The organism is Paenibacillus sp. FSL F4-0236 (assembly GCF_038000135.1).
Classification (GTDB): Bacteria; Bacillota; Bacilli; order Paenibacillales; family Paenibacillaceae; genus Paenibacillus_AQ.
In genome coordinates, this window is sequence record NZ_JBBOBK010000001.1 from 2,640,991 (window position 1) to 2,663,517 (window position 22,527).

Here is a 22,527-nt window from a genome sequence, read left to right on the forward strand (position 1 = left end):
ATGTTTAAATGAGTTTTAGTTCTTACAGTGCTTCAAACCATTCATCCTCGACAGCTTCAAACCATTCTGTTTCGCCTGGAGTCATAGCCAAATGAACGAACCAACTATCCTTTGTCGCGCCATGCCAATGTCTCACATTAGCTGGAATGTTGACCACATCACCTATTTCGAGCAATTGAGCAGGTTTTCCTTCTTCCTGATACCAGCCATTTCCACCAGTGACTAACAGAACTTGTCCAACCTGATGAGCATGCCAGTTATTGCGTGCGCCTGGAGCAAAGGTTACATTACCAATTGCGGTATTAAGCGGCTTCGGATCTGTAAACACCATTTGCAAATAAGCGTCACCCGTAAAGTTTGCTTTAACCTTTTCCCCTAAAGGAAAAATAGTGCTGCTACTAAGTTGTTCATTTTTCATCGTTGATTCCTACTTTCTGCCTATAGTTAATGATTATTAGTGCACTGCGATCCTCTTACTCTCCCGCTGGAAAATCAGTAGAAGCTGCCAGTTCAGTCTGCTTCTCATAGTCGGCAACACGAGCTTTGAGGGTCGAAATCGTGCTAGCCAGTGCATGAGATCCAAGTATCATTCGTATCGGTGCCGGTTCTAATTCAACACTTTCTATGATTCGGGCAGCCATCCGCACTGGATCTCCAGGAGCTAAACTCTTAGAAGCGTCCAGCATGTTCAAAAAGTTATGTGCTGGGTTGCCATCGTATTCTGTCATGAGTTTCGTTACCTGTGCGTTCCCATAACGGAACTCGGTACGGGCTCCTCCCGGCTCCACCAATGTAATACCGATGTTAAAAGCTTCAACCTCCTGAGCAACGGACTCACAAAAGCCCTCTATCCCAAACTTGGTCGCATGGTACATCGAATTTCCTGGGAAGGCGACCTGCCCGCCATAGGAGGAGATCTGAATAATACGTCCACCACCCTGAGTGCGTAAATGCGGGAGAGCTGAACGAATAAGCTGGATGGACCCCGTTAAATTCGTGGCAATGATATGATTAACCTCGTCGTCAGAGAGTTCTTCTGCAGCCCCAAAAAGGCCATAACCAGCATTGCTTATGATAACGTCGATACGTCCAAACTTTTCAAAAGATCTATCGACAAGATTTCGAATGGCTGGAAAATCGGTCACATCTAGAATCTCGCAACTGAAGGTTTCGGGATACTTCTCAATGAGGTCAGCGACCTTGCTTTTGTTACGAACAGTACCGATAACCTTATTGCCCTTCTGAAGAAGCTGTTTCGTCATCTCATAACCAAAACCACTGCTCACACCGGTGATAAGCCATGTGCGATTGTTCATAATCATTTCCTCCTAAACTTCTTATTCCGATTTTGCTGCTGGAATACTTAGCACATGAGTAGTTGTAACCAATATTTAATACGCATAATTACAATAATGATCACATGTCTATTATTATAATCGGATTAAATTTGGTGCCAATTGTTAATTTGATGCGATTTGTACATTAATAAACAAAACCATCGAAATTGTTTATTTCCTACTGCGTATTCGCGATTCTTTTATATAAATTTATAAACAGATGTCCCATTGATGAGCTCGTTATAGTATGTTATATAATGAATTCTTACTCTTTTGTTGATGAATAAAGAAAGTTCGGTGAGTAAATTGTCTAAAGTCGATAGAAGAATCTTAAAAACACAAGAAGCCTTGAAGACAGCAGTCATTGAACTAATGACTGTGAAAAATTTTGATGATATAACCCTTCAGGAACTCTCTGATAAAGCAAACGTGAGCCGTGGTACTATTTACCTTCACTATATGGATAAGTATGATCTTCTTGATAAGCTTATCGAGAAGCATATCAATGAACTTCGTGAAAGATGTGAAGCAGCCTCTGATTTGGATTTTGTAACGGGGTCTGTGATTTGGACGGAATACTTTGAGAGTAACTATGCCTTTTTCTCCATGATGTTAGCTAGCAAAGGAGCCCCTTTCTTCCGGAGTCGTTTTCTGGAATTTCTTATAGAAGAGTTCAAAGACGAAGTGGATATCACAAAGGGTAAAAACGAAGGATTAAATAAGGATTTAGTCGTACAATTTGTAGCTTCTTCGTATGTAGGTGTAGTTGAATGGTGGTTTACGAACGAAAGACCAGTAACCTATCAAGTATTAGCAGAACAGCTGGGAGCCTTATTGGAACGAAATTGTACAAATAACCCCTCATCCTAAAGGATGAAGGGTGACTTGGAAAATAGTAACTAGTTTGCGAAATGTTAGCCTATTTCGATCTTTCTTAGAAACCATATTTAGCTTCTTCAGCCTCTCGAATTTTGGCATAGGTCTCAGAGAGTACATAGGTATCTTCCACTAAGCGGTCTATACGGAATAGCACATCATCATTTACTATTTCTTTTCGATAAAAATCCTTCTCTTCTATAAATACATACGTTTGAACAATTTGCGCTTTCATATAGGCTAATATCGGTTTCAATTGCTGCTCAGCTACCAGATAGTGACGTGAAGATCCTGCCGTGACGAGCATACTTACAACCTTGTGTTGAAATGCTTTTTCGGGCGCTAAATCGAATATATTCTTTAGTGTTGCTGGGATGGAAGCTTGAAATATAGGCGTTCCGATTACGATAACATCTGCTTCCATGATCGTTTGAATTACGTACTTGGTGTCCCCTTCGTATTCCAGATAATTGCGACCATCACTGAATTGAACATCATACTCCGCCAGATCTAGAAGCGTAACTTCTGCATCTTTGTATTTTTCATGAAACGAATTTATTGTGTAATTCATAGCGATTCTGGTTTTCGATCCTATCTTTGACCCTGATAATGCTACAATTTTCATAATTCTGACCTCCTGGAGTTTATTTTTTTGCCGTATATTTTTTAATAGCTGGTAGAATTTCAGAACCAATTAAATCTATGTTTTTCATTAAATTTTCAAAAGGTACGCCACCAAAATCCATTTGTGCGATATATCGTTGATGGCCGAAGAGTTCATGTTGATATAGAATTTTTTCAATGATTTCCTGTGGGCTGCCAATATTCATAACATCGCGGGGATCGGCTCCTTGAGCAAACGCCTGTTTAGGAAAACCACGTCCATTGGTTAATTTCATTCCTTCGTTTATATATGGATAATAGGCTCTTTGTGCCTTCTGTGTCGTTTCATCCGCGTAAAAGAATCCAGCAGTCGCTACAGGCAGCTTCGACGGATCGAATCCGTTCTGACTTGCAGCTTCACGATAAGCATCAATGGATCTTTTGAACAAGACAGCGGGACCCCCTAAATGGGCCAAAAACATAGGAACACCTGCAATGCCTGCTTTGATCGCACTGGCAGAAGTCCCACCTACAGCTCTCCATATCGGTAAGTTTCCCTCAGGACGGGGGAGGATTCTTGCATTTTTGAGAGGGTTACGAAATTCTCCCTTCCAATTCATAACTTCGTTTTCATTTATCTTTAATAACAAGTCGAATTTTTCTTCAAATAATTCCTCATAATCATTAAGATCATAGCCCAATAGTTCATATAACCCCACTCTAGAGGCACGGCCAGCTATTATTTCAGCTCGACCATTTGAGATCAAATCAATTGTAGCGAAATCTTCGTACACCCTAACCGGATCAGAGGTGCTTATAATCGTAGATGAGCTACCTATTTTCATTTTCTTAGTAGCCTGTGCAATAGCTGACAGCACAACGGTATGCGCCTGAGTAGCAAAATATTCTTGATGACTCTCTCCTACACTAAAAAAATCAATTCCTGCTTGCTCCGCTAATTGAGCCAAGTCAATAATTTCACGTATGCGTTGTTTGGCAGATATTCGGCTCCCAGTTTCAGGGTTCGCTAGATGATCACCTAATGTATAAAGTCCAAACTCTAAGCCGTTGGCTGCATTGATCCGATATTGTTCCATGATTATCCTCTTTTCTTTAAGAAGTAAGAATTCATTTATGATTTGTCGATTAAATATAATTAAGTAAGTCACTATAATAAGTATAGTTAAGTGCTTGCATAATGTCAAACTAATGATCCTGTTAAGAAAAAACTACTCGATTTAAGCCTTGTGCTAAGAATCCCCTATAATAATCTCCACATGGTATATTTAGGATATTGATTTGATTATTAAAGTGATAAACAAAAAAAGGAGACTTGTATTCATGCACAACCGCCGCTTCATGAACGTATTACTTATTCTTTTCTTATCGGCTTCCAATTCGACTCCGATCTTTGCATCGGCTTCGGTTGTACCGAAGTTATCCGATTCTATCCAACGTTCTGCGATCCAACCCTCCGTCACAATTAATGGCATAAACTTTTTCTTTCAAGATGAGTTGCCTACGTTAATAGAGGGAAAAACGTTCGTTCCAACCCAACTTTTTGAGCATCCCGACATTCAAGCCGATATTTCGAAGTTTATAGATAACCCTTATCCGCATGTTTTTATATCACATTTTAACGGAGCACTTTCTATTTATCCGGATAAAAATGATTATATGTTTAGCGATTACAACGAAGATATAGAGGATTCTGATGTTTGGATCAATTGGAAGAGTCCTACACCTTATCTCTCCGGCAGTGATATTATGGTTCCATTGCGCGCTATTGCCGAACGAATCGGGATCTCCGTTGATTGGGATGTAACAACTAGAACAGCGATCATTACCACGGATGATGACTTTCGTGCTGAACTCGAATCTCCTGAGGAGTGGGAAGATTGGCTAGGAATGAAACCTATCGAAATGGATGATCCCTCAGGAGAGGCAATAACAGAGCAGGAGTTAACTGAATTTGCTATTTTGAGCGGACTCCCAGTTCTGGATTCTCGGATTATTGATAAATATACAGCTGTACTCTTACATATCGAAGAGGAAGATGGCGTAGAATCGCTTACGTTGAAATACGTCGATCGTTTAAAAAACGGGAGTTTGGACTGGAGTATGGATTTAGGCATGGGGGATGATGGAGACGACGTCCAAGTGAAGAGGAGCGGACAACTCGTTAGTGTCGGTATGTTCGATCAAGGTCTTAAGAAGCAATTCAGTCATTTCGAGGTAAGTTACAAAGTTCATGATAAGAAAGTAACTCACACCTTTGATATCGCGGGTAAACAAGGCATGTTTTTTGACATTCCTGAGGAAGTGACAAGCGGTGAGATAACTTTCTTTGGGAAAAACGGTTATACATTCGAAACGTATTTCTGGTGAGTTGACAAGCCTAAACAAAAGTAAAAGGTATCCCATTGGGGTACCTTTTACTTTTGTTTGCCGCTGGCCGATCCATTATGCTGTATTGCGAGTCTAACCAGTATCCTCGCACCATGAACTAGCATCGCTTCATCGATATTAAACTGTGGCTGATGGATAGCATGGACAATTCCCTTCTCCTTATTACCGCAACCAATAAAGGCGAAGGCACCGGGAACCTTTTCAAGATACCAACCAAAATCCTCACCAGCCAGACTTGGCTGCTCCAGAAGTATTACCTGATCCTCACCTAGAACTGCACGGGCTGCATGAAGCACCTGCTGCACCGCTTCCGCATTGTTCACTACTGCAATTCCTTCACGCAGCTCCAGCTTGTATTTCCCTCCATAAGACTCAGCTATAGCTGAAGCATGGCGCTGTAAACCATTTGTAATTGCAGCTACCGTCGTCTTGGTAAACGCTCTGAACGTTCCTGTTAGTTCACTGTGTTCAGCGATCACATTAACAGCAGTACCAGCCTGCAACGTTCCGAAGGCCAACACCGCCGCCTCCTGCGGATCGATTCGATTAGCCATCATTCCGTTAATCTCTCCTATATATCGTGCCGCCATCTGGATCGCATCTACAGCTCTGTGCGGAGCACTATGATGACCGGATATCCCCTGAAATTCCACCTTAAAATGGCTGGACGCTGCCATGGCATCATGAGGGTGAATACCAAGCGTTCCGACCGGAAGCTCTGGCATGACATGTAGCGCGTAGGCATGGTCGACACCTTCCAGCACGTTATCCTCAATGAGATCGCGGCCGCCTGAGAGTAATCTTCCATCAAGCGGACTCTTGACCGCGCCTTCCTCAGCTGGTTGAAAGACGAAAATGATCGTGCCCATCAATCGTTCCCGGAAGGCTGCCAAGGTTCGGGCAGCGCCCAACAGCATAGCGGTATGGGCATCATGGCCACAGGCGTGCATGATGCCGTCATTGACTGACTTGTAAGGCAACTCATTGCACTCTTGTATCGGCAGGGCATCCATATCTGCCCTTAGAAGAAGAGTAGGCCCACTATTGCCATTGTCTGCTAAGCCTTGCAGGAGGCCGACCACTCCCATTCCGAAATGTTTGCCGACATTTCTCCGTACTGTGATCCCCCACTCCTCTAACAATTCTGCTACTTTATTAGAAGTGCGGACGACATCATACAGTAGCTCCGGATGGGCATGCAAATCACGACGGTATTCAATCATTTCATCCTGCAGCTGGCCGGCGTAATGCACCATCTCCGCAATATTCGAGTTTTGGTGGATTGCGAATACTGGATCAACCGTCAAATTTGCCCTGCTGGCTGAGAAGCTTTGGAATAGCGGTTCTCCGGCAACGGTATGCCGAGGTTTCCACGCAACGTGTCACTTTCGTATTCAGTGCGGAACAAACCCCGCTCCTGCAGAATCGGCACCACCCGATCGATGAATTCCTCCAGTCCGTTAGGGACGGCAGCCGCGATCATAAATCCATCTGCCCCACCACTCTCAAACCAAGATTGAATCTGATCAGCTACTTGCTCCGGTGTGCCAATGAAGCTGCTGCGTGGGGTAGCCGATTGTAAGGCAACCTGTCGAAGCGTCAAGCCTTTCTCCTTCGCATCCTTTTTGATTTTATCCGTGCCGCTCTGAAAGCTATTGCGCCCCAACTCGCCAAGCTCAGGGAACGGCTCATCCAGCGGATATTGCGAGAAATCATGATGCTCGAAGAATCTGCCTAAGTAGTTCAGTGCATTCTCAATCGTTACAAGGCCAGCAACCTCCTGGTACTTGCGCTCTGCCTCCTCCGGCGTGTCACCGATGATTGGAGCAATTCCAGGGAAGATCAGCACTTCATCCGGATTCCGGTCAAACGAAGCTACCCGTGTCTTAACATCGTTATAGAATGCTTGGGCATCTTCTAGCGTTTCGTGTCCAGTGAAGATAGCATCTGCTTCCTTGGAGGCGTAATTCTTACCGACTTCCGAGGATCCTGCCTGAAATACGACAGGCTGCCCCTGTTTCGAACGAGCAATATTCAGCGGCCCCTTCACAGAGAAGAACTCTCCTTGATGGTCCAGGGTATGCATTTTTTGTGGATTAAAGAATACACCTGATTCCTTGTCTCGTACAAACGCATCATCCTCCCAAGAATCCCATAGTCCGCGTGTCACCTGCAAATATTCGGTGGCAATGCGGTAGCGCTTGCCATGGTCAGGATGCTCTTTTTTGCTGTAATTTGACGCAGAACCTTCCAGAGGTGAAGTCACCACATTCCAGCCGGCCCGGCCGCCGCTGATTACATCCAATGAGCCGAATTGACGCGCTACGGTAAATGGTTCACTGTACGAGGTAGACAAGGTACCAACTAAACCGATGTTAGTGCTGACGGCTGCGAGTGCGCTAAGAATAGTCAGCGGCTCAAACCGGTTAAGGAAATGAGGAATGGACTTTTCATTAATGTACAGACCGTCTGCGATGAAGATCAGATCCAACTTGCCTTCTTCTGCCTTCTGTACCCACTCTTTGTATAATTCAAAGTTTACACTGGCATCTGGTTTGGCATCTGGATGGCGCCACATCGACGTGCTGCCTCCTACCCCATGCAGCAGTGCACCCAGCTTCAGTTGTCTTGGTTTGGTCATGTTCATTCCTCCTAAAAGTTTTGTGAGCATAAGCTTCCTTGATTTCACTTCATGCAAAACTGACTTCGGAAGCAATCATTGCACAAACGATGCATTAGCTGCGCCCTGTTTGATTCGCTCGATCTGGCCAAGATGTCTCTCCACATGTCCAGTGAAGCCGTGCACGATATCGGAAATTTTCACGGTCTCCCCCTTGAAATTAATTCCGCTTTTCTCCCAATCTTCTTCGCTAAGCCGTTCAAACAAAAGGCTGTTATAGTAAAGCAGGCTGCGGAACAGCTCCAGATTGTCGGAAGCATTGCCGCTGTTGGCGTACTGACCGCTGACCCAAGCATCCTGATTGAAGACTGGAAGCTGTGCAGTCGTAGCAGCGAGAATATCACGAATGCGGAACGAAACTACGATGCTGTGATCAGCCAGATGAGTCAGTACCTCAGTCACACTCCAACTGGCGGGTTCTGCCTTCCATTTCAGTTGTTCCTCCGTTAACCCGGCGGTCGACTTTACTAATTGATGATACGTCCTTAGATAATCACTGATTTGAACTCTGCTCATTAAATCCCCTCCAATATAAGACTTGTTCGCGAATGATCCGGTGGTGCGAAACGAGATAACGAAAAAGGCTGGATGTTATGAGTTGTAACTCCGCCGATCGCTACGTCAGCCAGTATTTCACCCACAACACTAGAAAATTTAAAACCATGCCCCGAAAATCCTCCAGCTATCAGCACGTTGGAATGAAGCGGATGGCAGTCTATAATGAAATCTTCATCAGGCGTATGCTCATATTTACATGCAGAACCTTTTAGCAATCGACCAGCAGCACCGGGCATGTAAGACTCCAGTACCTTGCGGAGGTCACCCTCATCGCTGGCTTCATTGCCGAACGGGGCAAGCTGTGTACCCGGCTTCCATTCCAGCCCTGTATCATGCCGGCCGATCTTCAGGCCAGCTCCATCAATGCTGGGAAATCCGTAATAGCCACCTTCCTCTGCTCCTAACGTAAAGCCAGGGAAATTACCAGCAGCAAAAGCAGGGGAGCTCTCAAACCAGCCCACAACTTTGCGGATTGCTTTAATCGGCAAATGTACAAAAGGTGCCAATTTGCCAAACCAAGCTCCGGCACTAAGAATAACTGCCGCTCCGTGATAATCGCCATTTGTCGTATGAACCGTAACGCTGCCTTCGCGAGCGGTGACATTCACTACTGGAGTGTTCGTCAACAGTTCCGCACCATGTCCAAGGGCAAGCTGACGGTAGGCGGAAATACAGCGTTCGCTGTACAAATATCCGGCATCTGGTTCATACATTGCCGCGAATGATTCCGGTATGTTCAATGCCGGCCAGCGCCGCCGGATCTCTTCGGCATCCATATGATGGACCAGCACCTTCCGTTTCTTCGCTTCTTCGAGTCGACCGTTGAAGGAATACACTGTGCTATCCGCGAGATTCAACACGCCTGAGCGGACAAGGAGTTCTGTTTTGCTCAACTGTTCCGCTTCTTTCCATAGTGTATCTGCCCGCAAAGCTAAATCAATGTAGGCGGGATCACCGCTGTAAGCATGCCGGATCAGCCGGGATTCCCCGTGATGGCTGCCCTGTGTATGTGGAGGATCGAAGGCATCCACTAGCAGCGTCTTCACTCCGCGCCTCGCAAGATTGTAACCAGCGCTCATGCCCATCGAGCCTGCGCCTACGATAATTACATCGTAACTCTTATGTTCAGCTATAATTCTGCACCTCCACCGGAATTGTAGTACTCAAGGGAACGTACAGCCGCATCCGCAAGGAAACGTGCTGCCGCAGGCAGTGCCTGTTCATCCAGATTGAAGGCTGGATGATGCCATTCTTGGCTTCCTTCAGTACCTATAAAGACGAATAATCCCGGTACCACGCGCTGATAGAAGGCAAAATCCTCTCCGGCCAGTGAAAGCTCTGGTTTGACCGCTCGGTAGCCAAGAGCTTCAGCCGACTCTACCCCTAACGCCGCTAAGGCGGCGTCGTTGATGACCGGAGGCGGCCCTTCGATCCAGCGGACAGTGGCTTTAGCTCCAAGAGCAGCTGCCACACCAGTCGCCACTTCCCGAAAGCGGTCAAGTACTTTGCTGCGCACCGTTTCATCAAAGGTACGGATTGTACCCTCAAGCACGGCTTTTTCGGGGATGATATTCCATGAATTTCCGCTGTGAATCTGCGTCACACTGACCACCGCACTTTGTAGGGGACTGACATTGCGACTTACAATGGATTGAAATGCAGTCACGATATGCGAAGCAGCTATAATCGGGTCTATCCCAGCTTCTGGAACGGCAGCATGAGAACTGCCACCCTGCACTTCAATCACAAACCCGTCAGCCGCTGCCATTAAAGGGCCCGCCGTAATACCGATCGTTCCGACTGGCAGTTCCGGCTTGTTATGCAGCCCGATTACTGCCCGGACTTCTTCTAGCGCCCCGCTAGCAATGATCCGCTGTGCCCCTTGCGCCTTCTCTTCAGCCGGTTGAAACAACAGGCGTACCGTTCCTAGTAACTGACCCTCTCGCTGCTTCAATTGATAGGCGGCACCGATCAAGGCAGCCGTATGGAAATCATGTCCGCAGGCATGCATTTTGCCGGGATACAACGACGCATAAGCTGCTCCAGTTTCCTCCTGGATTGGCAAGGCATCGATATCTGCGCGCAGCGCGATGACCCGACCGGGCTGCTTGCCCCCAATTTCTGCGATCACTCCGGTAGACAGACCGTAATCTACGACCCTGACTCCTGCCCGCTCCAGCAGGGAAATAATATATTTTGTTGTCTCATATTCTTCGTTCGACAGTTCCGGGTGCCGATGCAGATGACGGCGTATCTCGATTAATTCTTCTCCAAGCGCTTCCGCACTCAGCTCTTTAGCTTTACTAGTCATATACAGTCACCCTCCTTTAAACGATTTCCCGTGTGATCCTGATCCGCCCGCTTATGCCTCTGCCGGCACTTCAGCGATTGCTTCGCTCAGTAGCTCAAAGGAGCGGAACCGTTTGTCAAAAGGCTGCACATTCGTAGTTATGATGAACTCCTCAACACCGGATGCCTCTGAAAGTGCCAACAGCTGTTCACGTACAGAGTTCTTTGTTCCTTTGGTAATCTCTGGTTCCAACTCTTCAATCGTGTATGCTTCATTGCTCTGGCGGGCAAACTCCTCCGCCTGTTCCCGGGTTCCAACGGTTAGCTTCTTCCCGCTTGCCAGCTGAATCCGAATCAACTTATGTGCGCCCGCCAGTTCTTTCGCTTCCTCTTCGGTCTCAGCCACCACTAGTGCTAAAGCGATAATTGCTTGCGGTTGTCTGCCCTGTGAAGAAACAAAACCGCTTCGGTAAGCACGAATAGCATCTAGCGCTACTGTCTTATCGCTATTAATAAATAGGGAGAACACATAAGGTAATCCAAGTTCAGCAGCAATCTCTGCACTGCCTACACTCGCGCCAAGCACATACAGCTCAGGCGGAATACCAGGAAGGGGACCTGCCTTCAACCCAGCCAGCGGGTGGTTTTCTTCGAGCCGGTTATGCACATATTTCTCCAGCTCGATGATTTTGTCCGTTAAGCTAGGGGATTCGGTTCTTTCCTGCTGAAGCGCTTGTGTGCTGCGCGGGAGTCCACCGGGAGCGCGTCCCACTCCGAGATCCACTCGGCCAGGAGCCAGTGTAGACAGCACATTGAAGTTCTCCGCCACCTTGTACGGACTGTAATGCTGGAGCATGATGCCACCGGAGCCAATGCGGATGCGCTCTGTTTTGGCCAGCAGATGTGAGATGAGTACTTCTGGAGAAGAACCGGCTACCTGCTCAGAGTCATGATGCTCGGAAACCCAGAATCGATGAAATCCAAGCTCCTCAGAGAGTTGTGCCAGCTTAATGGTATGCTGGAATGCTTCCTCTGGCGTTTCTCCCGGATAGATCGGACTTTGATCAAGTACGCTGATTGTAATAGCCATTGTTTTCCCTCCTATATGGAATAGTTAAATTCAGGTGTGATTCGCTTCAGGAACTGCTTCGTTCTTTCTTCGCGCGGATGATTAAACAGCTCTGTCGGCGTTCCTTCTTCAACAATGACGCCTCCGTCCATAAAAACCACATGATTCGCCACATCACGAGCAAATCCCATTTCATGGGTGACTACAATCATTGTGATGCCTTCCTTGGCAATTTTTCGGATAACAGCCAGAACCTCACCCACTAGCTCAGGGTCCAGAGCCGATGTTGGTTCGTCGAATAAGATAACCTCTGGCTCAAGCGCCAAGGCTCGGGCAATCCCTACACGCTGCTGCTGACCTCCGGACAGCTGACTCGGGTAAGCATCCAGCTTGCTGGCAAGACCAACCTTTTCAAGCAGTGCAATACTCCGCTTTCTCGCTTCGTCCTTCGGAAGCTTTTTGACAATTAACAGCCCTTCCATCACGTTCTCCAGCGCGGTTTTATGACGGAACAAATTGTACTGCTGAAATACCATTGCCGTTTTTTGCCTAAGCTGATGAATCTCCTTTTTGCGGGCATGTTTGCAGTTCACTTTAAAATCGCCAATGGCGATCTCTCCGCTGCTTGGCCTCTCCAGATAATTCACGCAGCGTAAGAGAGTCGTTTTGCCGGAGCCACTGGGGCCGAGAATGACGACAACCTCTCCCTTCGTCACCGTTAAATCTATATTGTTTAATACCTGATTCCGACCGAATGACTTCGAAATTTGCGCAAGTTTGATCATGCTACTCCACCTCGATTGTACAGATTAATCCTTTTCTCAATCACCGACGTCACGCGTTCGATCAGAAATGTTAGTGCCCAGAAGATCAGCGCAGCTGCCAGATAAGCCTCAAAAAACTTCCAGTTCGTTGAAGCCACTATCTGTGCCTTAGCATTGATATCCACCACCGAAACAGTAAAAGCAAGGGTAGATCCGTGCAGCATACCGATTACTGAATTCGAAAGATTAGGCAGACTTGCCGCCAGCGCTTGAGGAAAAACAATCCGCTTTAGTGCTTGGGGCGTAGTCATACCGATAGAGTGGGCTGCTTCTAGCTGACCGCGATCCACAGCGAGCAGACCGGAACGGACGACCTCGGACATATAAGCTCCAGCAGTAATCGAGAACGAAATATAAGCAAAACCGATCATCGGAATCGAAACCGACCTAAAGCTCCAGCCGAAATGCGCCGCCAGACCATCAATCAGCACAGGAAGCCCAAAATATATAAGCAGCAGATGCGTCAGCATCGGTGTCCCTCGGATGAAAGTTACATAACCAACTGCCAAGGGGTAGAGCAGTGGAACTCTGTATAGCCGGATTAAGGCTACAGCCACGCCAATCACAAAACCAATTAACACAGAGACACAGGTGATATATAAGGTCGTAGGAATTGCACTCAGAATCTGCACCAGAGCGGTCCATATAAACGATGGGTCTAGTTTCATAATCCGGTGCCTCCTTTGCCCGTTCCTAATTCTGCAATAATGCGACGGTAGGACCAGCTTTTGTTGATTTTGAACAAATTTTTCTCCGGTGTATTCCGTTTCTCATGCCTCAACAGATGGTGTTCTGCTACAAGCAGCAGCTTCTCAATCGTAAAGCTGATGACCAGATAGATAAGCGCAAGCGCGATATACGTTTCAATAAAATGCTGAGTTAGGCTGCCAAGCGTCTGAGCTTTACCTGACATTTCCATCACCCCGAGGGTAAAAGCTAATGACGTATCTTTCAGTAGTGCAATTACTAGATTAGAGAATACCGGAACTGCTATACCTAGCGCTTGGGGCAGCACGATTCGTGTAAAAGCTTGAAACCCCGTCATCCCCGCAGCATATGCAGCCTCCACCTGCCCCTTATCCACCGCCATCACAGAAGCCCTAATCATTTCGGACATGTATGCTCCCGTATGCAGACCGTAGGTCAGAATCACAAAGACAAGTACTGGAGTTCGGGTCATATCCACATGGACCAGCTTCATGATTTCAGGCAAACCATAATAAAACAAGAAGAGCTGGATAAGAATCGGAGTTCCCCGAAAAAAAGAAATATAGATTTCGGAGAGGGTCTTTAACACAGGCACTTTATAAAGTCTTGGCAGAGCTACGAGAAAGCCGACAATAATTCCTGTCAGTAGAGAACAGGCGACAATCAGAAGCGTGGTACTTAAAGTCCCTAGTAACTTAGGCAAAAACGAAAATACAAAACTGATATCAAACTGTGCGCCCATATATTCCCTCCCTTCCCGTGCTCACCGGCTCAATCATTTAACCGAATCCGCTGTAACATCCGCACCCAGCCATTCCGTGCTCAGCTTACCCAGTGTTCCGTCCGTCTTCAGCTCTTTAATCGCACTGTCAATCGCATCTGACAGCTTTTGTGAATCGGCATCATCCTTACGGAAAACATAGAGAATGTCCGCGGAGGACAGCTCGTCGCCCGTAGCTTTTAGCTGACTCTGCGGATCAATGATCGGCAGGACAAAATCTGCAGCCAGCGTAGCGTCCACACGCCCAGTACTAATCTGTGCGACGGTATCATTCGCTGCACCGTTCTGATACACGATATTAATCGCATTGTCATGCTCTTTATTGTAGTTTTCCAGAATTTGCGCTTGTGCGCTTGTCGCACCGACTAATACCTTTTTTCCTTTAAGATCATCCAGTGATTGGATCGAATCATTATCCTTCGCCACTACGATGCGGTTTCTCCAGTGGGCATAGGCTTCTTTGTTAAAAGAATATTTCAACTCCCGCTCCGGATTTTTCTCCATGACATGGGCAACCAGGTCGATTTTTTTAGTTTCCAGACTCAGCAGTAAATTGCTGAAATCCATGGTTTGAAACTCGAATTCATATTCAGGCAGCTGCTTATCGATTTCTTTGAGCAGTTCCACATCGAAGCCTGTAAGCTTGCCGTTCTCATCTATGAAGCAGACCTTCGGAAAAGCAGTACCCGTGCCTACGATGATCTTAGTTACCTTTGTCGAACCATTTGCCGTTACCGAAGCTTCGGCTGCATTTCCATTCTGACTACTGTTCGTGCTGTTATTTCCGCAACCTGCTATCGCCAGTGTCAATAACGATGCAATTACTAATGAAATGGACTTTTTCATTGTTCTATCCCCTTTGAATGATTTGTGGTTTATCTATGAGTGTTTTTTTCATCAGATACATAATGCCGTCACCATTCTGCTGATCCAGTTCTAGAAACCGTTCATATCCCCGGCGTTCATACATTTGAACTAACCATGGGTGCTTCTTCGCCGTTGCCAGCGTGACCGCAGCCGAACCCAATTGTCCAGCAATAATGTGCTCTTCCACCCAATCCAGAAGCTTTCCACCATAACCTCTGTTACTGTAATCCGGATGAGCAGCAAACCATTTAATAAAAGGCAGTGGGCTAATCTTCTTAATCTCTTCTTCTTTTGAAAGTGTTATCGTCGCAACTATCGTTCCATCAACTTCAAGCACATAACACTCATTCGTAGCAATATTGTCTTCAATAAGTGCCAAGTCAGCTGTAGCCGCCGGCCAATGCAGCCCGAGCTCACGAATCAGCTCATACGCACGATATGTAACCTCAAGCAAAATCTCCGCATCTTTCAGTTCTGCCAGTCTGTATGTCTCACTCATCGCAAGCCCTCCATCCTTCCGAAATTAAATTTATAATTCCTATCGAAATAGTCGTCATTATATGCAATTAACTTTATCACTGCATGTGTCCATGCGCTAATAGAGTTTTTTAATACATCTATACAATTAGTCGATCTCCCGTTTTACCAATCCCGAGTTCAAGTAGAGTTTCTATGAATTCAGCGTTCTCCCCATTTAGTGAAATCAGGCTGGTACGTAAGGAGATGCCTTCCGTCTCCGCAATATCCACCCGTACTAACGTCCCAGCTGCTACTTCCTCTTGCACACTAAGTGCCGGAAGGAAACAGATACCTGCTTTTTTCAACACCAGCTTCTTGGCTGTCTCCAGGTTATCCACCTGATATTCAATTTTCGGTGGCTGTTCCATGCTCTCAAATACACGATGCAGTCGCATCCAATCCAAAGACCCGCATTCAAAAAAGACTAACGTCTCCTGGCGAATATCTTCCAGCGATGTACGTTGTGCCTTAGCTAAGCGATGCCCCTTCTCTACATACAGCGAAATGGGGTCTTCGCAGAAAGGAAAGGCTTGAATGGCTGGATTTACGACCTTACGGATAAAAGCCAGATCTAGCTCTTTCGATTTCAGCTTATCAATCAATACTTCCGTAGAAGCTGTCGTCAGCTTGATCGTAATATGCGGATACCTGCGCTTCAAATGAAGCATCAGATGCGGCATTAAATAATTGGATACCGAGACAGTACTGCCGATCCTCAGTTCATTTGGAATATGCCCCTTGGCCTGAACCTGATATTTACCGTTCTGATAGATCTGGAGAATCTGCTGGGCATAGGGAAGAAATTGCTTACCTTTATCCGTTAGGCTAATCTGCTTACCTAACCGATCAAACACTCTGCAATCCAATTCCCTTTCGAGCGATTGAATCCGTGCCGTAACTGTCGGCTGAGAGATATATAGGACTTCGGCCGCTTTATTGAAGCTTCCATAATGGTTAATGTAGACAAAAGCCTCAATATTTTCAATGTTCATCCCTAATCCCCCTAAACTAATATTAATTTTACTATTCCGATGAAAAAACAATGAAATAGAACGATGCTTTCCTATAGATTTTGTTTATATCTTATGCACCCCCCTATTTTTTGTCAACTTAAATTCCGTGTAAAATAATCGGATTTTCACAAAATTTCATTCATAAATGATTAATAATTTAAAATTCGAAACTACAGAAGCTATAGTGAATCCCTTTATAATCGACTGTTATGTTTATTTCATATAGAGCTTTTCTATTCATTTATCAAAATAATAAAATACCCCTTATATAACTCGGAATTATCGTTTATAATGACTTCATTCGTATGAACTATACATTAACTGAAAGGGGATCGCGAGATTATGTCCCAAAAGATTATTATCCGTGAAGCTGAGAATAATGACCGTGATGCCATCGCTGAAGTGATACTGGACGCTTACCACCAATACTCGGAAATTATGCCCGAGCCGTTGTGGCTAGCGTACCGGAAATCACTTCTTGAATCTGTCCATGGCGATGCCCCGATTATGCGGATCATCGCTGAAATCGACAAGAAAATCATTGGTAGCACACTCTTGTTTAGCTCCTCGGAAACGGCTTACGGTAAACCAGAGTTAGGCATTCACTCCCCTATCCTACGCCTGCTTGCCGTATCCCCATCCGCTCGCGGCCTCGGTGTTGCAACCCATCTAATTCACGAAGCTGCTAGGAGATCTCGTGAGTTAGGAGCCACCACTTTAAATCTGCATACCTCAGAAATGATGGCTTCAGCAATCAAGCTCTACTATCGCTTAGGCTTCAAACGGGCGTATGAGACCGATCTTATGAACGGGGAAACCCTGGTACAGGGTTTCCAACTAGACCTACTAACCTCAGTCCGTACAACAGCAGGATAAATATAAAATTCGAGACAGACTTACTCGATGAATATAACGTCTTCTTAACCGTTGTCTTGAAATTAAAAAAGAAGCCTCGGGAAGCTTCCCAATGATCTTATGTGATCATTGCGGCGAACTTCCGAGGCTCATTTAATTTCCTTTTTTATAGGTAATTTCTTTAAAACTCACAGTGATATTGCCTTCATTATCAGCATCATCCAGGCGATGATCTAAAATTACAGTTGCTTTGGCGGGGATGGACGAAAAGCTAGCCCCCTTCTTCTTCTTCTTTACATCATAGAGATAATAAGAAACATTCTTAACCTTCAGCCCTATAGTATCCTTGTACAAAAGTTCTACGGAATAGGATTTTATCACAGCTACATTAGCGTCCATCCATCCTACAACTTCAACAGCTGCATCTTCATGGTCGCTTTCAGTCTTAATAGAGCTGATGGGAAGCCCATCCTGATTATAAAAATTAATTTTTTGTGGAGCTATTTTCAAATAATCGATGTCGATGTCATGGATTCGGTTTTGGTTCATCTCTGCTGTATCCATCCAGGCAATCGTGCCCGCCGGGTTCCACTTTATTTTCTCAGAAGGTACATATTGCTCTTGTGGTAACGGCACAGTACGTAGCGAAGCTCCTTTATTATCATAAAAGGTTAATTGGCCGCTCTCATCATCATGTACAAATCTCTTAAAGGTTGGTGAAGGAAACAGGGATGGCGCACCGGTCGTCGAGTGAGGGATTACCGGATATTTTAGAAGATGCACATCGTCCTTTCCTTTCCTCAGATCAAACAACCATACATTGCCGAGGTAACTTTGCATAAATAATATTTGTTCATCCGCATTCCACTGGAATTTATAGATGTAGTCAGAATCATCAGAAAGCGGCCAAAAGTCTTCCCGAAGTCGCTCAATATCTCCTGTAACAACATTATAAGAGGACAAATGATATTTCCCAGCTTCTTTCGTCAGATCCGATTCCAGAAATAATAGATGATCCTCGTCCAACTTGATTAGCATATTATAGTTGTTCATAAATGCATTGTTCCAACGGTTATCGGTATCGATCAGCTCATCGCTCCATTTCACCATCACCTCATCCGTAGCAGGATCATGGGCTAGTAAAGCGTTAACTGCATTATGGTCGCCATAGAAAAAATGAATGGTGTGATATAAGATTCCTTGTAATTCAACCACTGCCCCACCGTTTAATAGATAGTTATTTTCGGTTATGCCAATTGGATTAGCCACCAGTTCTCCATTTGAGCTCCGTACTGCATTAAACTCCAGACCCTTAAAGTTTGCTTCCAAGAATATAAGCTTTTTTAACTCGACAGTCGATTCCTTAGTAAGTGTGTAGCCTGTGCTTGTTTCGTTCACATTCATTAACATGCCTTGCTCGCTTGTTTCGTTAATCCATAGATGAAAGGCATATTTATTATTATTTGAAATTAGAACAATATCGTAGTTAGGCGTTGCGGTATTTAAATTTCCTGGTATTTGTACAGCGGTACGGATGGCTCGGACGAAAGTTTCTATGCTTTCATGATCTTTGTATTCAGCCTTTATGTTAGCACTCACTGAACCATGTGCTAGAGATTTCGCTATTGTGATTCGCTTGATTTCCTCGTCAATTTTTAGATTATCGGCTTCTACTTGTTGCTCATTGGGTTGAAATAAGTCAAGTAAAACTACTTTTTTTGTTTCCGGCAGCTTGTAATGTCCATTTTGTCCTGATTTGGTGAAAAGACCATTATTCTCGCCCTTAATCCAGAATGAGAACTTTTCGTTTTCTTTATTCTTCAATTCAACAGTAGCTTCATAATCAGGTGCTGCAATATCAAGCTTGGCGCTGTCATACTCAGCAGTATGTATGGCTTCATTGAATTGTTCTATTAAATTATTGTCCGTTATGGTCATGGATTCACCGCTATCGTTCTGGATTGTTATGGAATTAACAGAGCTCAGATCGATCAGGGTTTGATTCACTTTATCCTTATTCCCTGTATTGATACATCCAACAATGATTACTGAAATGACTGCTAAAAGGGCTAGTAGATTTATCTTTTTCATATAGGCTCCCCCTTCATGTTCTCTCTTCTTTAACGCCAAATAGAGGATAAAGTTGCAATAAATGAGATTAGTAATTGGATCAGATTCTTATCCTGAACTAAGTAACATTGTTTGTAGCAATAAAAAAAGCCACCGTACAGGCATGTTCTCCTGTAAGGCAGCTTCTCTTTTATCCCAAAGGTTGGATGAACTATTTAATCATTATCACTACCATGTTCAGACCCGAAAAGCCTTTAAAAAATTCACAGCCTGGCGGATATCTTCCTCTGGATTAGTGCCAACTTCCCGTTCTATGGTCAGGAAACCTGTATAACCGATGTCGTTCAGCGCTTGCAGATAATTGTTCCAGTCGACAGAACCTGCTCCAAGTGGAACTTCACGGAACGCCGAGCCGGTCTCGGCCATTTCAGCCATCTTCTCATGGTCTAATGCGGGTGCTTCATAACCATATTGACCGTAAACATCGCGCGGGTCGATATCGGCAAGTTTGAGACCATCTTTAGCATGGGTGTGTACAATGTAGTCTTTTAGTGTATGAACACCTTGCACGGGATCATCACCAGTCACCATCACCATGTTGGCCGGGTCAAAATTAACAGAAACCCCTTTGGAACCCAAACCGTCGAGGAACGTCTTCAGACGCGCAGCGGGTTCTGGCCCAGTCTCAATCGCAAAGTAAGAATTCATCTCATGCGCGTATCTGCTTAGTTCCTCACAGGCGATGTGCATGGTTTCATAAATTTTACTGGTGTGGTCAGAGGGAACAATACCGATATGTGTAGTTACGATATCTGTACCTAGCTCCTTGGCCAGCTCCATAATGCGTTTGGACTTTTCGATTTTGGCACGATTCTGTGCAGGGTCCTGAAATCCATGTCCGCCTAAATCTCCAACGAGGGCAGAGATTTCGAGACCCAGTGAAGCGATGTATTCCTTCCATTCACGGCGGGCTGAAGGAGAAAGGTTAGCGGGATCAAATTCACCTTGCACCGCATAAATCTGAACTCCATCAGCCCCTGCTTCTTTTGCCTTGCGCAACCCCTCTTTTACTCCGACCTGAAAACTGTCTACAATAACGCCGATTTTGTTAGTGATAATTGGTTTAACCATGGCAATAATTCTCCTTTAAAATGAATTAGATTTGGTTCCAAACCTGCTTGATGTATTCCAAACCAAGTCTTGTCCCCTTACGGCACTCTTCCATTCCCTCAAATTCTACAGAGATATATCCGTCGTAGCCACTTTCCTTAACGGTTCGAATGACACTCGGCATATCGATGTCTCCTTGACCAACGATGGCACCCCTCAACCAGTTCCCACCAGTAGACTGGAACCAGCCTTCGCCAGGCTGGCGATCCTGCGGACGAATATAGAAATCTTTGAAATGTACCATCGAAGCAAGCTTAATATTGTTAGTCACAGCAATAAGCGGATTCTCATCTGCGCACAGGAAGTTACCAATGTCGAGTGTTGTACGGAAGTTATCTCTTCCTACTGCGTGAACCAACGCCTGTACACGATCGCTGTGCTGAATAAAGTATCCATGATTCTCCACACTGGTTGTGATGCCCAAACCTGCGGCATAATCGGCAATTTCTCGACAGGCTTCAGCTAAATGTGGAAGCTCTTCCAAAAAGTGCGCAATAGATAGATCATTTGACGAGGCTACATCATGCCGCATCCGCTGAATGCCTAATGCCGCACAGACGTCTACTTCCCGCTTTACCCGCTCGACTTCACGCTGTCTTTCCGCTGTCTCCAGACCGGCAAAATTCGCCCCGATAGCATAATTAGACAACTCTAGTCCACGACCTGCTGCCGTTCGTACAATCTGATCAATTAGCTCAGGATTCTCAACCAAATTGATGCCCAAGGGTACAATCTCCGCATGCTCCGCGCCCAGATCGGCGATCGTCTCAATGACTCCTTCAAGCGTAAGCTCACCCGTTGAAAAAGCTGAATGCAAACTGTAGGTACTGATTCCTAGCTTCATAGTTTCACCTCTTCGCCTTTGGCAGCGGATTCATAGATCGCGCCGAGAATCTTCATGATTGTAACGCCGTCCTGCACAGGACTAATCGGTGTAGAGCCGTTGCTGATGTTGTTCGCAAAGTGATTAATCTCATTCTGGAATGCACTGTTGAACTCAAACCCCTTATGATCGGTCTGCGGATAGATATTGACGATCGTATCCGACTGTTCTTTGACGAGGACTATCTCAGGATCAATTTCAAACCCACCCTTGTCACCGTACAGACGGACCGAGCGCTCGTCTTCTTTGGCATGCAATGTAAAGCTAACATCAACCATCAGCGAAGCTCCATTCTCAAAACGAATTAGTGCATTTGCTAAATCTTCCACCGTATTGTTCGCTGCGTCGTAATCAGCGGCTTTATAGAAAGAAAGGTTCTTGATATTGGAACGATTGCCGAGCTTCCGGTAGGTATTGGCACTTACTGATACTGGATTCGGACGGCCCATCAAATACCAGCATAGATCGATCACATGGACGCCGATATCAATCAATGGTCCGCCGCCGGAGCGTTCAATATCACTGAACCAGCCGCCGGGATTACCAAGTCTCCGGAACGTCGTTGCCTTCGCATAGTAGATTTCACCGAATTCTCCTTGTTCCACCAATGTCTGAAGTAGCTGGGCATTAGAGTCATAACGTCGTACAAAGCCTACTTGCAAAATTTTACCGCTCTTTTCCACTGCCTGCTGAACCTGAAGCGCTTCTTCCACCGTGCGGCAAAGCGGCTTTTCCACAAGTACATGCTTGCCTGCCTCAAGTGCCGCGATGCTAATCTCAGCATGAGAGTTGTTCCATGTGCAGATGCTGACTGCATCTATTTCGGAATTAGCCAGCAATTCACGATAATCCGTGTATACGTTCTCCACGTTATACTCAGTAGCAACAGCTCGTGCACGCTCTTCATTCAGGTCACAAACCGCATATATGATTGTCTGCGGATTATTCCGATAAGCACTTAAGTGCATGCTGGAGATAGAGCCGGTTCCTATTACGCCAATTTTGATCATATCCAT

23 protein-coding genes are annotated in these 22,527 nt (G+C 45.5%); 3 read left to right on the plus strand and 20 right to left on the minus strand.

The genetic code is table 11. The features are described from left to right. Positions 1–22: 22 nt before the first annotated feature. On the minus strand, positions 23–418 hold the full coding sequence (locus NSQ29_RS11995; protein WP_076299760.1) for a cupin domain-containing protein: 396 nt from the start codon (positions 416–418) through the stop codon (positions 23–25). A gap of 55 nt (positions 419–473) precedes the next feature. Further along, positions 474–1,316, minus strand: a complete 843-nt coding sequence (locus NSQ29_RS12000) for an SDR family oxidoreductase (RefSeq protein WP_341125152.1) — start codon at positions 1,314–1,316, stop codon at positions 474–476. A gap of 327 nt (positions 1,317–1,643) precedes the next feature. Here NSQ29_RS12000 and NSQ29_RS12005 point away from each other — a divergent pair, with 327 nt between their 5' ends. After that, the gene (locus NSQ29_RS12005) at positions 1,644–2,207 is read left to right on the plus strand and encodes a TetR/AcrR family transcriptional regulator (protein ID WP_341126755.1); all 564 of its coding nucleotides are present in this window, start codon (positions 1,644–1,646) and stop codon (positions 2,205–2,207) included. Between the two features lie 64 nt (positions 2,208–2,271). On the opposite strand, the gene NSQ29_RS12010 is transcribed toward NSQ29_RS12005, so the two are convergent. Together NSQ29_RS12010 and NSQ29_RS12015 are read right to left on the minus strand one after the other, a co-directional pair. Beyond that, positions 2,272–2,838: an NADPH-dependent FMN reductase gene (locus NSQ29_RS12010; RefSeq protein ID WP_340969490.1), complete on the minus strand. Its 567-nt coding sequence runs from the start codon at positions 2,836–2,838 to the stop codon at positions 2,272–2,274. A gap of 19 nt (positions 2,839–2,857) precedes the next feature. Beyond that, on the minus strand, positions 2,858–3,913 hold the full coding sequence (locus NSQ29_RS12015; protein ID WP_341125153.1) for an LLM class flavin-dependent oxidoreductase: 1,056 nt from the start codon (positions 3,911–3,913) through the stop codon (positions 2,858–2,860). 244 nt (positions 3,914–4,157) lie between these two features. Here NSQ29_RS12015 and NSQ29_RS12020 point away from each other — a divergent pair, with 244 nt between their 5' ends. Beyond that, the gene (locus NSQ29_RS12020) at positions 4,158–5,204 is read left to right on the plus strand and encodes a stalk domain-containing protein (protein ID WP_341125154.1); all 1,047 of its coding nucleotides are present in this window, start codon (positions 4,158–4,160) and stop codon (positions 5,202–5,204) included. A gap of 47 nt (positions 5,205–5,251) precedes the next feature. On the opposite strand, the gene NSQ29_RS12025 is transcribed toward NSQ29_RS12020, so the two are convergent. From NSQ29_RS12025 to NSQ29_RS12080, 12 genes are all read right to left on the minus strand, one after another. Continuing rightward, complete coding sequence (locus tag NSQ29_RS12025) at positions 5,252–6,532, minus strand: M20 metallopeptidase family protein (RefSeq protein WP_341125155.1); 1,281 nt, start codon at positions 6,530–6,532, stop codon at positions 5,252–5,254. Next, positions 6,529–7,866 carry an LLM class flavin-dependent oxidoreductase gene (locus NSQ29_RS12030; RefSeq protein ID WP_341125156.1) on the minus strand — a complete coding sequence of 446 codons (1,338 nt, stop codon included), beginning with the start codon at positions 7,864–7,866 and terminating at the stop codon, positions 6,529–6,531. The genes NSQ29_RS12025 and NSQ29_RS12030 overlap by 4 nt, the downstream gene beginning before the upstream one ends. Positions 7,867–7,941: 75 nt before the next feature. After that, the gene (locus tag NSQ29_RS12035; RefSeq protein ID WP_042188306.1) at positions 7,942–8,421 is read right to left on the minus strand and encodes a DinB family protein; all 480 of its coding nucleotides are present in this window, start codon (positions 8,419–8,421) and stop codon (positions 7,942–7,944) included. Beyond that, the gene (gene solA, locus NSQ29_RS12040; protein ID WP_341126756.1) at positions 8,421–9,596 is read right to left on the minus strand and encodes an N-methyl-L-tryptophan oxidase; all 1,176 of its coding nucleotides are present in this window, start codon (positions 9,594–9,596) and stop codon (positions 8,421–8,423) included. The genes NSQ29_RS12035 and solA overlap by 1 nt, the downstream gene beginning before the upstream one ends. Continuing rightward, complete coding sequence (locus tag NSQ29_RS12045) at positions 9,593–10,774, minus strand: amidohydrolase (RefSeq protein ID WP_341125157.1); 1,182 nt, start codon at positions 10,772–10,774, stop codon at positions 9,593–9,595. The genes solA and NSQ29_RS12045 overlap by 4 nt, the downstream gene beginning before the upstream one ends. A gap of 51 nt (positions 10,775–10,825) precedes the next feature. Next, a complete protein-coding gene (locus tag NSQ29_RS12050; protein ID WP_341054943.1) occupies positions 10,826–11,842 on the minus strand; it encodes an LLM class flavin-dependent oxidoreductase in 1,017 nt (338 codons plus the stop codon). Positions 11,843–11,853: 11 nt separating this feature from the next. Further along, positions 11,854–12,606: an amino acid ABC transporter ATP-binding protein gene (locus NSQ29_RS12055; protein WP_076286779.1), complete on the minus strand. Its 753-nt coding sequence runs from the start codon at positions 12,604–12,606 to the stop codon at positions 11,854–11,856. Next, on the minus strand, positions 12,603–13,313 hold the full coding sequence (locus tag NSQ29_RS12060) for an amino acid ABC transporter permease (RefSeq protein ID WP_339271386.1): 711 nt from the start codon (positions 13,311–13,313) through the stop codon (positions 12,603–12,605). Before NSQ29_RS12060 ends, NSQ29_RS12055 begins: the two co-directional genes overlap by 4 nt. Next, positions 13,310–14,095 (minus strand): amino acid ABC transporter permease, encoded by a 786-nt coding sequence (locus tag NSQ29_RS12065; protein WP_339271384.1) that lies wholly within the window; start codon positions 14,093–14,095, stop codon positions 13,310–13,312. Before NSQ29_RS12065 ends, NSQ29_RS12060 begins: the two co-directional genes overlap by 4 nt. Positions 14,096–14,128: 33 nt before the next feature. Further along, complete coding sequence (locus NSQ29_RS12070; RefSeq protein WP_341125158.1) at positions 14,129–14,980, minus strand: transporter substrate-binding domain-containing protein; 852 nt, start codon at positions 14,978–14,980, stop codon at positions 14,129–14,131. A gap of 4 nt (positions 14,981–14,984) precedes the next feature. Continuing rightward, positions 14,985–15,500: a GNAT family N-acetyltransferase gene (locus tag NSQ29_RS12075; RefSeq protein WP_341125159.1), complete on the minus strand. Its 516-nt coding sequence runs from the start codon at positions 15,498–15,500 to the stop codon at positions 14,985–14,987. 118 nt (positions 15,501–15,618) lie between these two features. After that, positions 15,619–16,512, minus strand: coding sequence for a LysR family transcriptional regulator (locus tag NSQ29_RS12080; RefSeq protein ID WP_339271380.1), 894 nt, complete (start codon positions 16,510–16,512; stop codon positions 15,619–15,621). A 363-nt stretch (positions 16,513–16,875) separates the two neighbouring features. Here NSQ29_RS12080 and NSQ29_RS12085 point away from each other — a divergent pair, with 363 nt between their 5' ends. Next, entirely contained in the window at positions 16,876–17,409 is a 534-nt protein-coding gene (locus tag NSQ29_RS12085; protein WP_339248302.1) for a GNAT family N-acetyltransferase, read from the plus strand. Between the two features lie 132 nt (positions 17,410–17,541). On the opposite strand, the gene NSQ29_RS12090 is transcribed toward NSQ29_RS12085, so the two are convergent. From NSQ29_RS12090 to NSQ29_RS12105, 4 genes are all read right to left on the minus strand, one after another. Beyond that, positions 17,542–19,479 (minus strand): hypothetical protein, encoded by a 1,938-nt coding sequence (locus tag NSQ29_RS12090; RefSeq protein WP_341125160.1) that lies wholly within the window; start codon positions 19,477–19,479, stop codon positions 17,542–17,544. A gap of 216 nt (positions 19,480–19,695) precedes the next feature. Further along, complete coding sequence (locus NSQ29_RS12095) at positions 19,696–20,589, minus strand: sugar phosphate isomerase/epimerase family protein (protein ID WP_076299742.1); 894 nt, start codon at positions 20,587–20,589, stop codon at positions 19,696–19,698. A 25-nt stretch (positions 20,590–20,614) separates the two neighbouring features. Beyond that, positions 20,615–21,472 carry a sugar phosphate isomerase/epimerase family protein gene (locus tag NSQ29_RS12100; protein WP_341125161.1) on the minus strand — a complete coding sequence of 286 codons (858 nt, stop codon included), beginning with the start codon at positions 21,470–21,472 and terminating at the stop codon, positions 20,615–20,617. Further along, the gene (locus NSQ29_RS12105; protein ID WP_341125162.1) at positions 21,469–22,527 is read right to left on the minus strand and encodes a Gfo/Idh/MocA family protein; all 1,059 of its coding nucleotides are present in this window, start codon (positions 22,525–22,527) and stop codon (positions 21,469–21,471) included. Before NSQ29_RS12105 ends, NSQ29_RS12100 begins: the two co-directional genes overlap by 4 nt.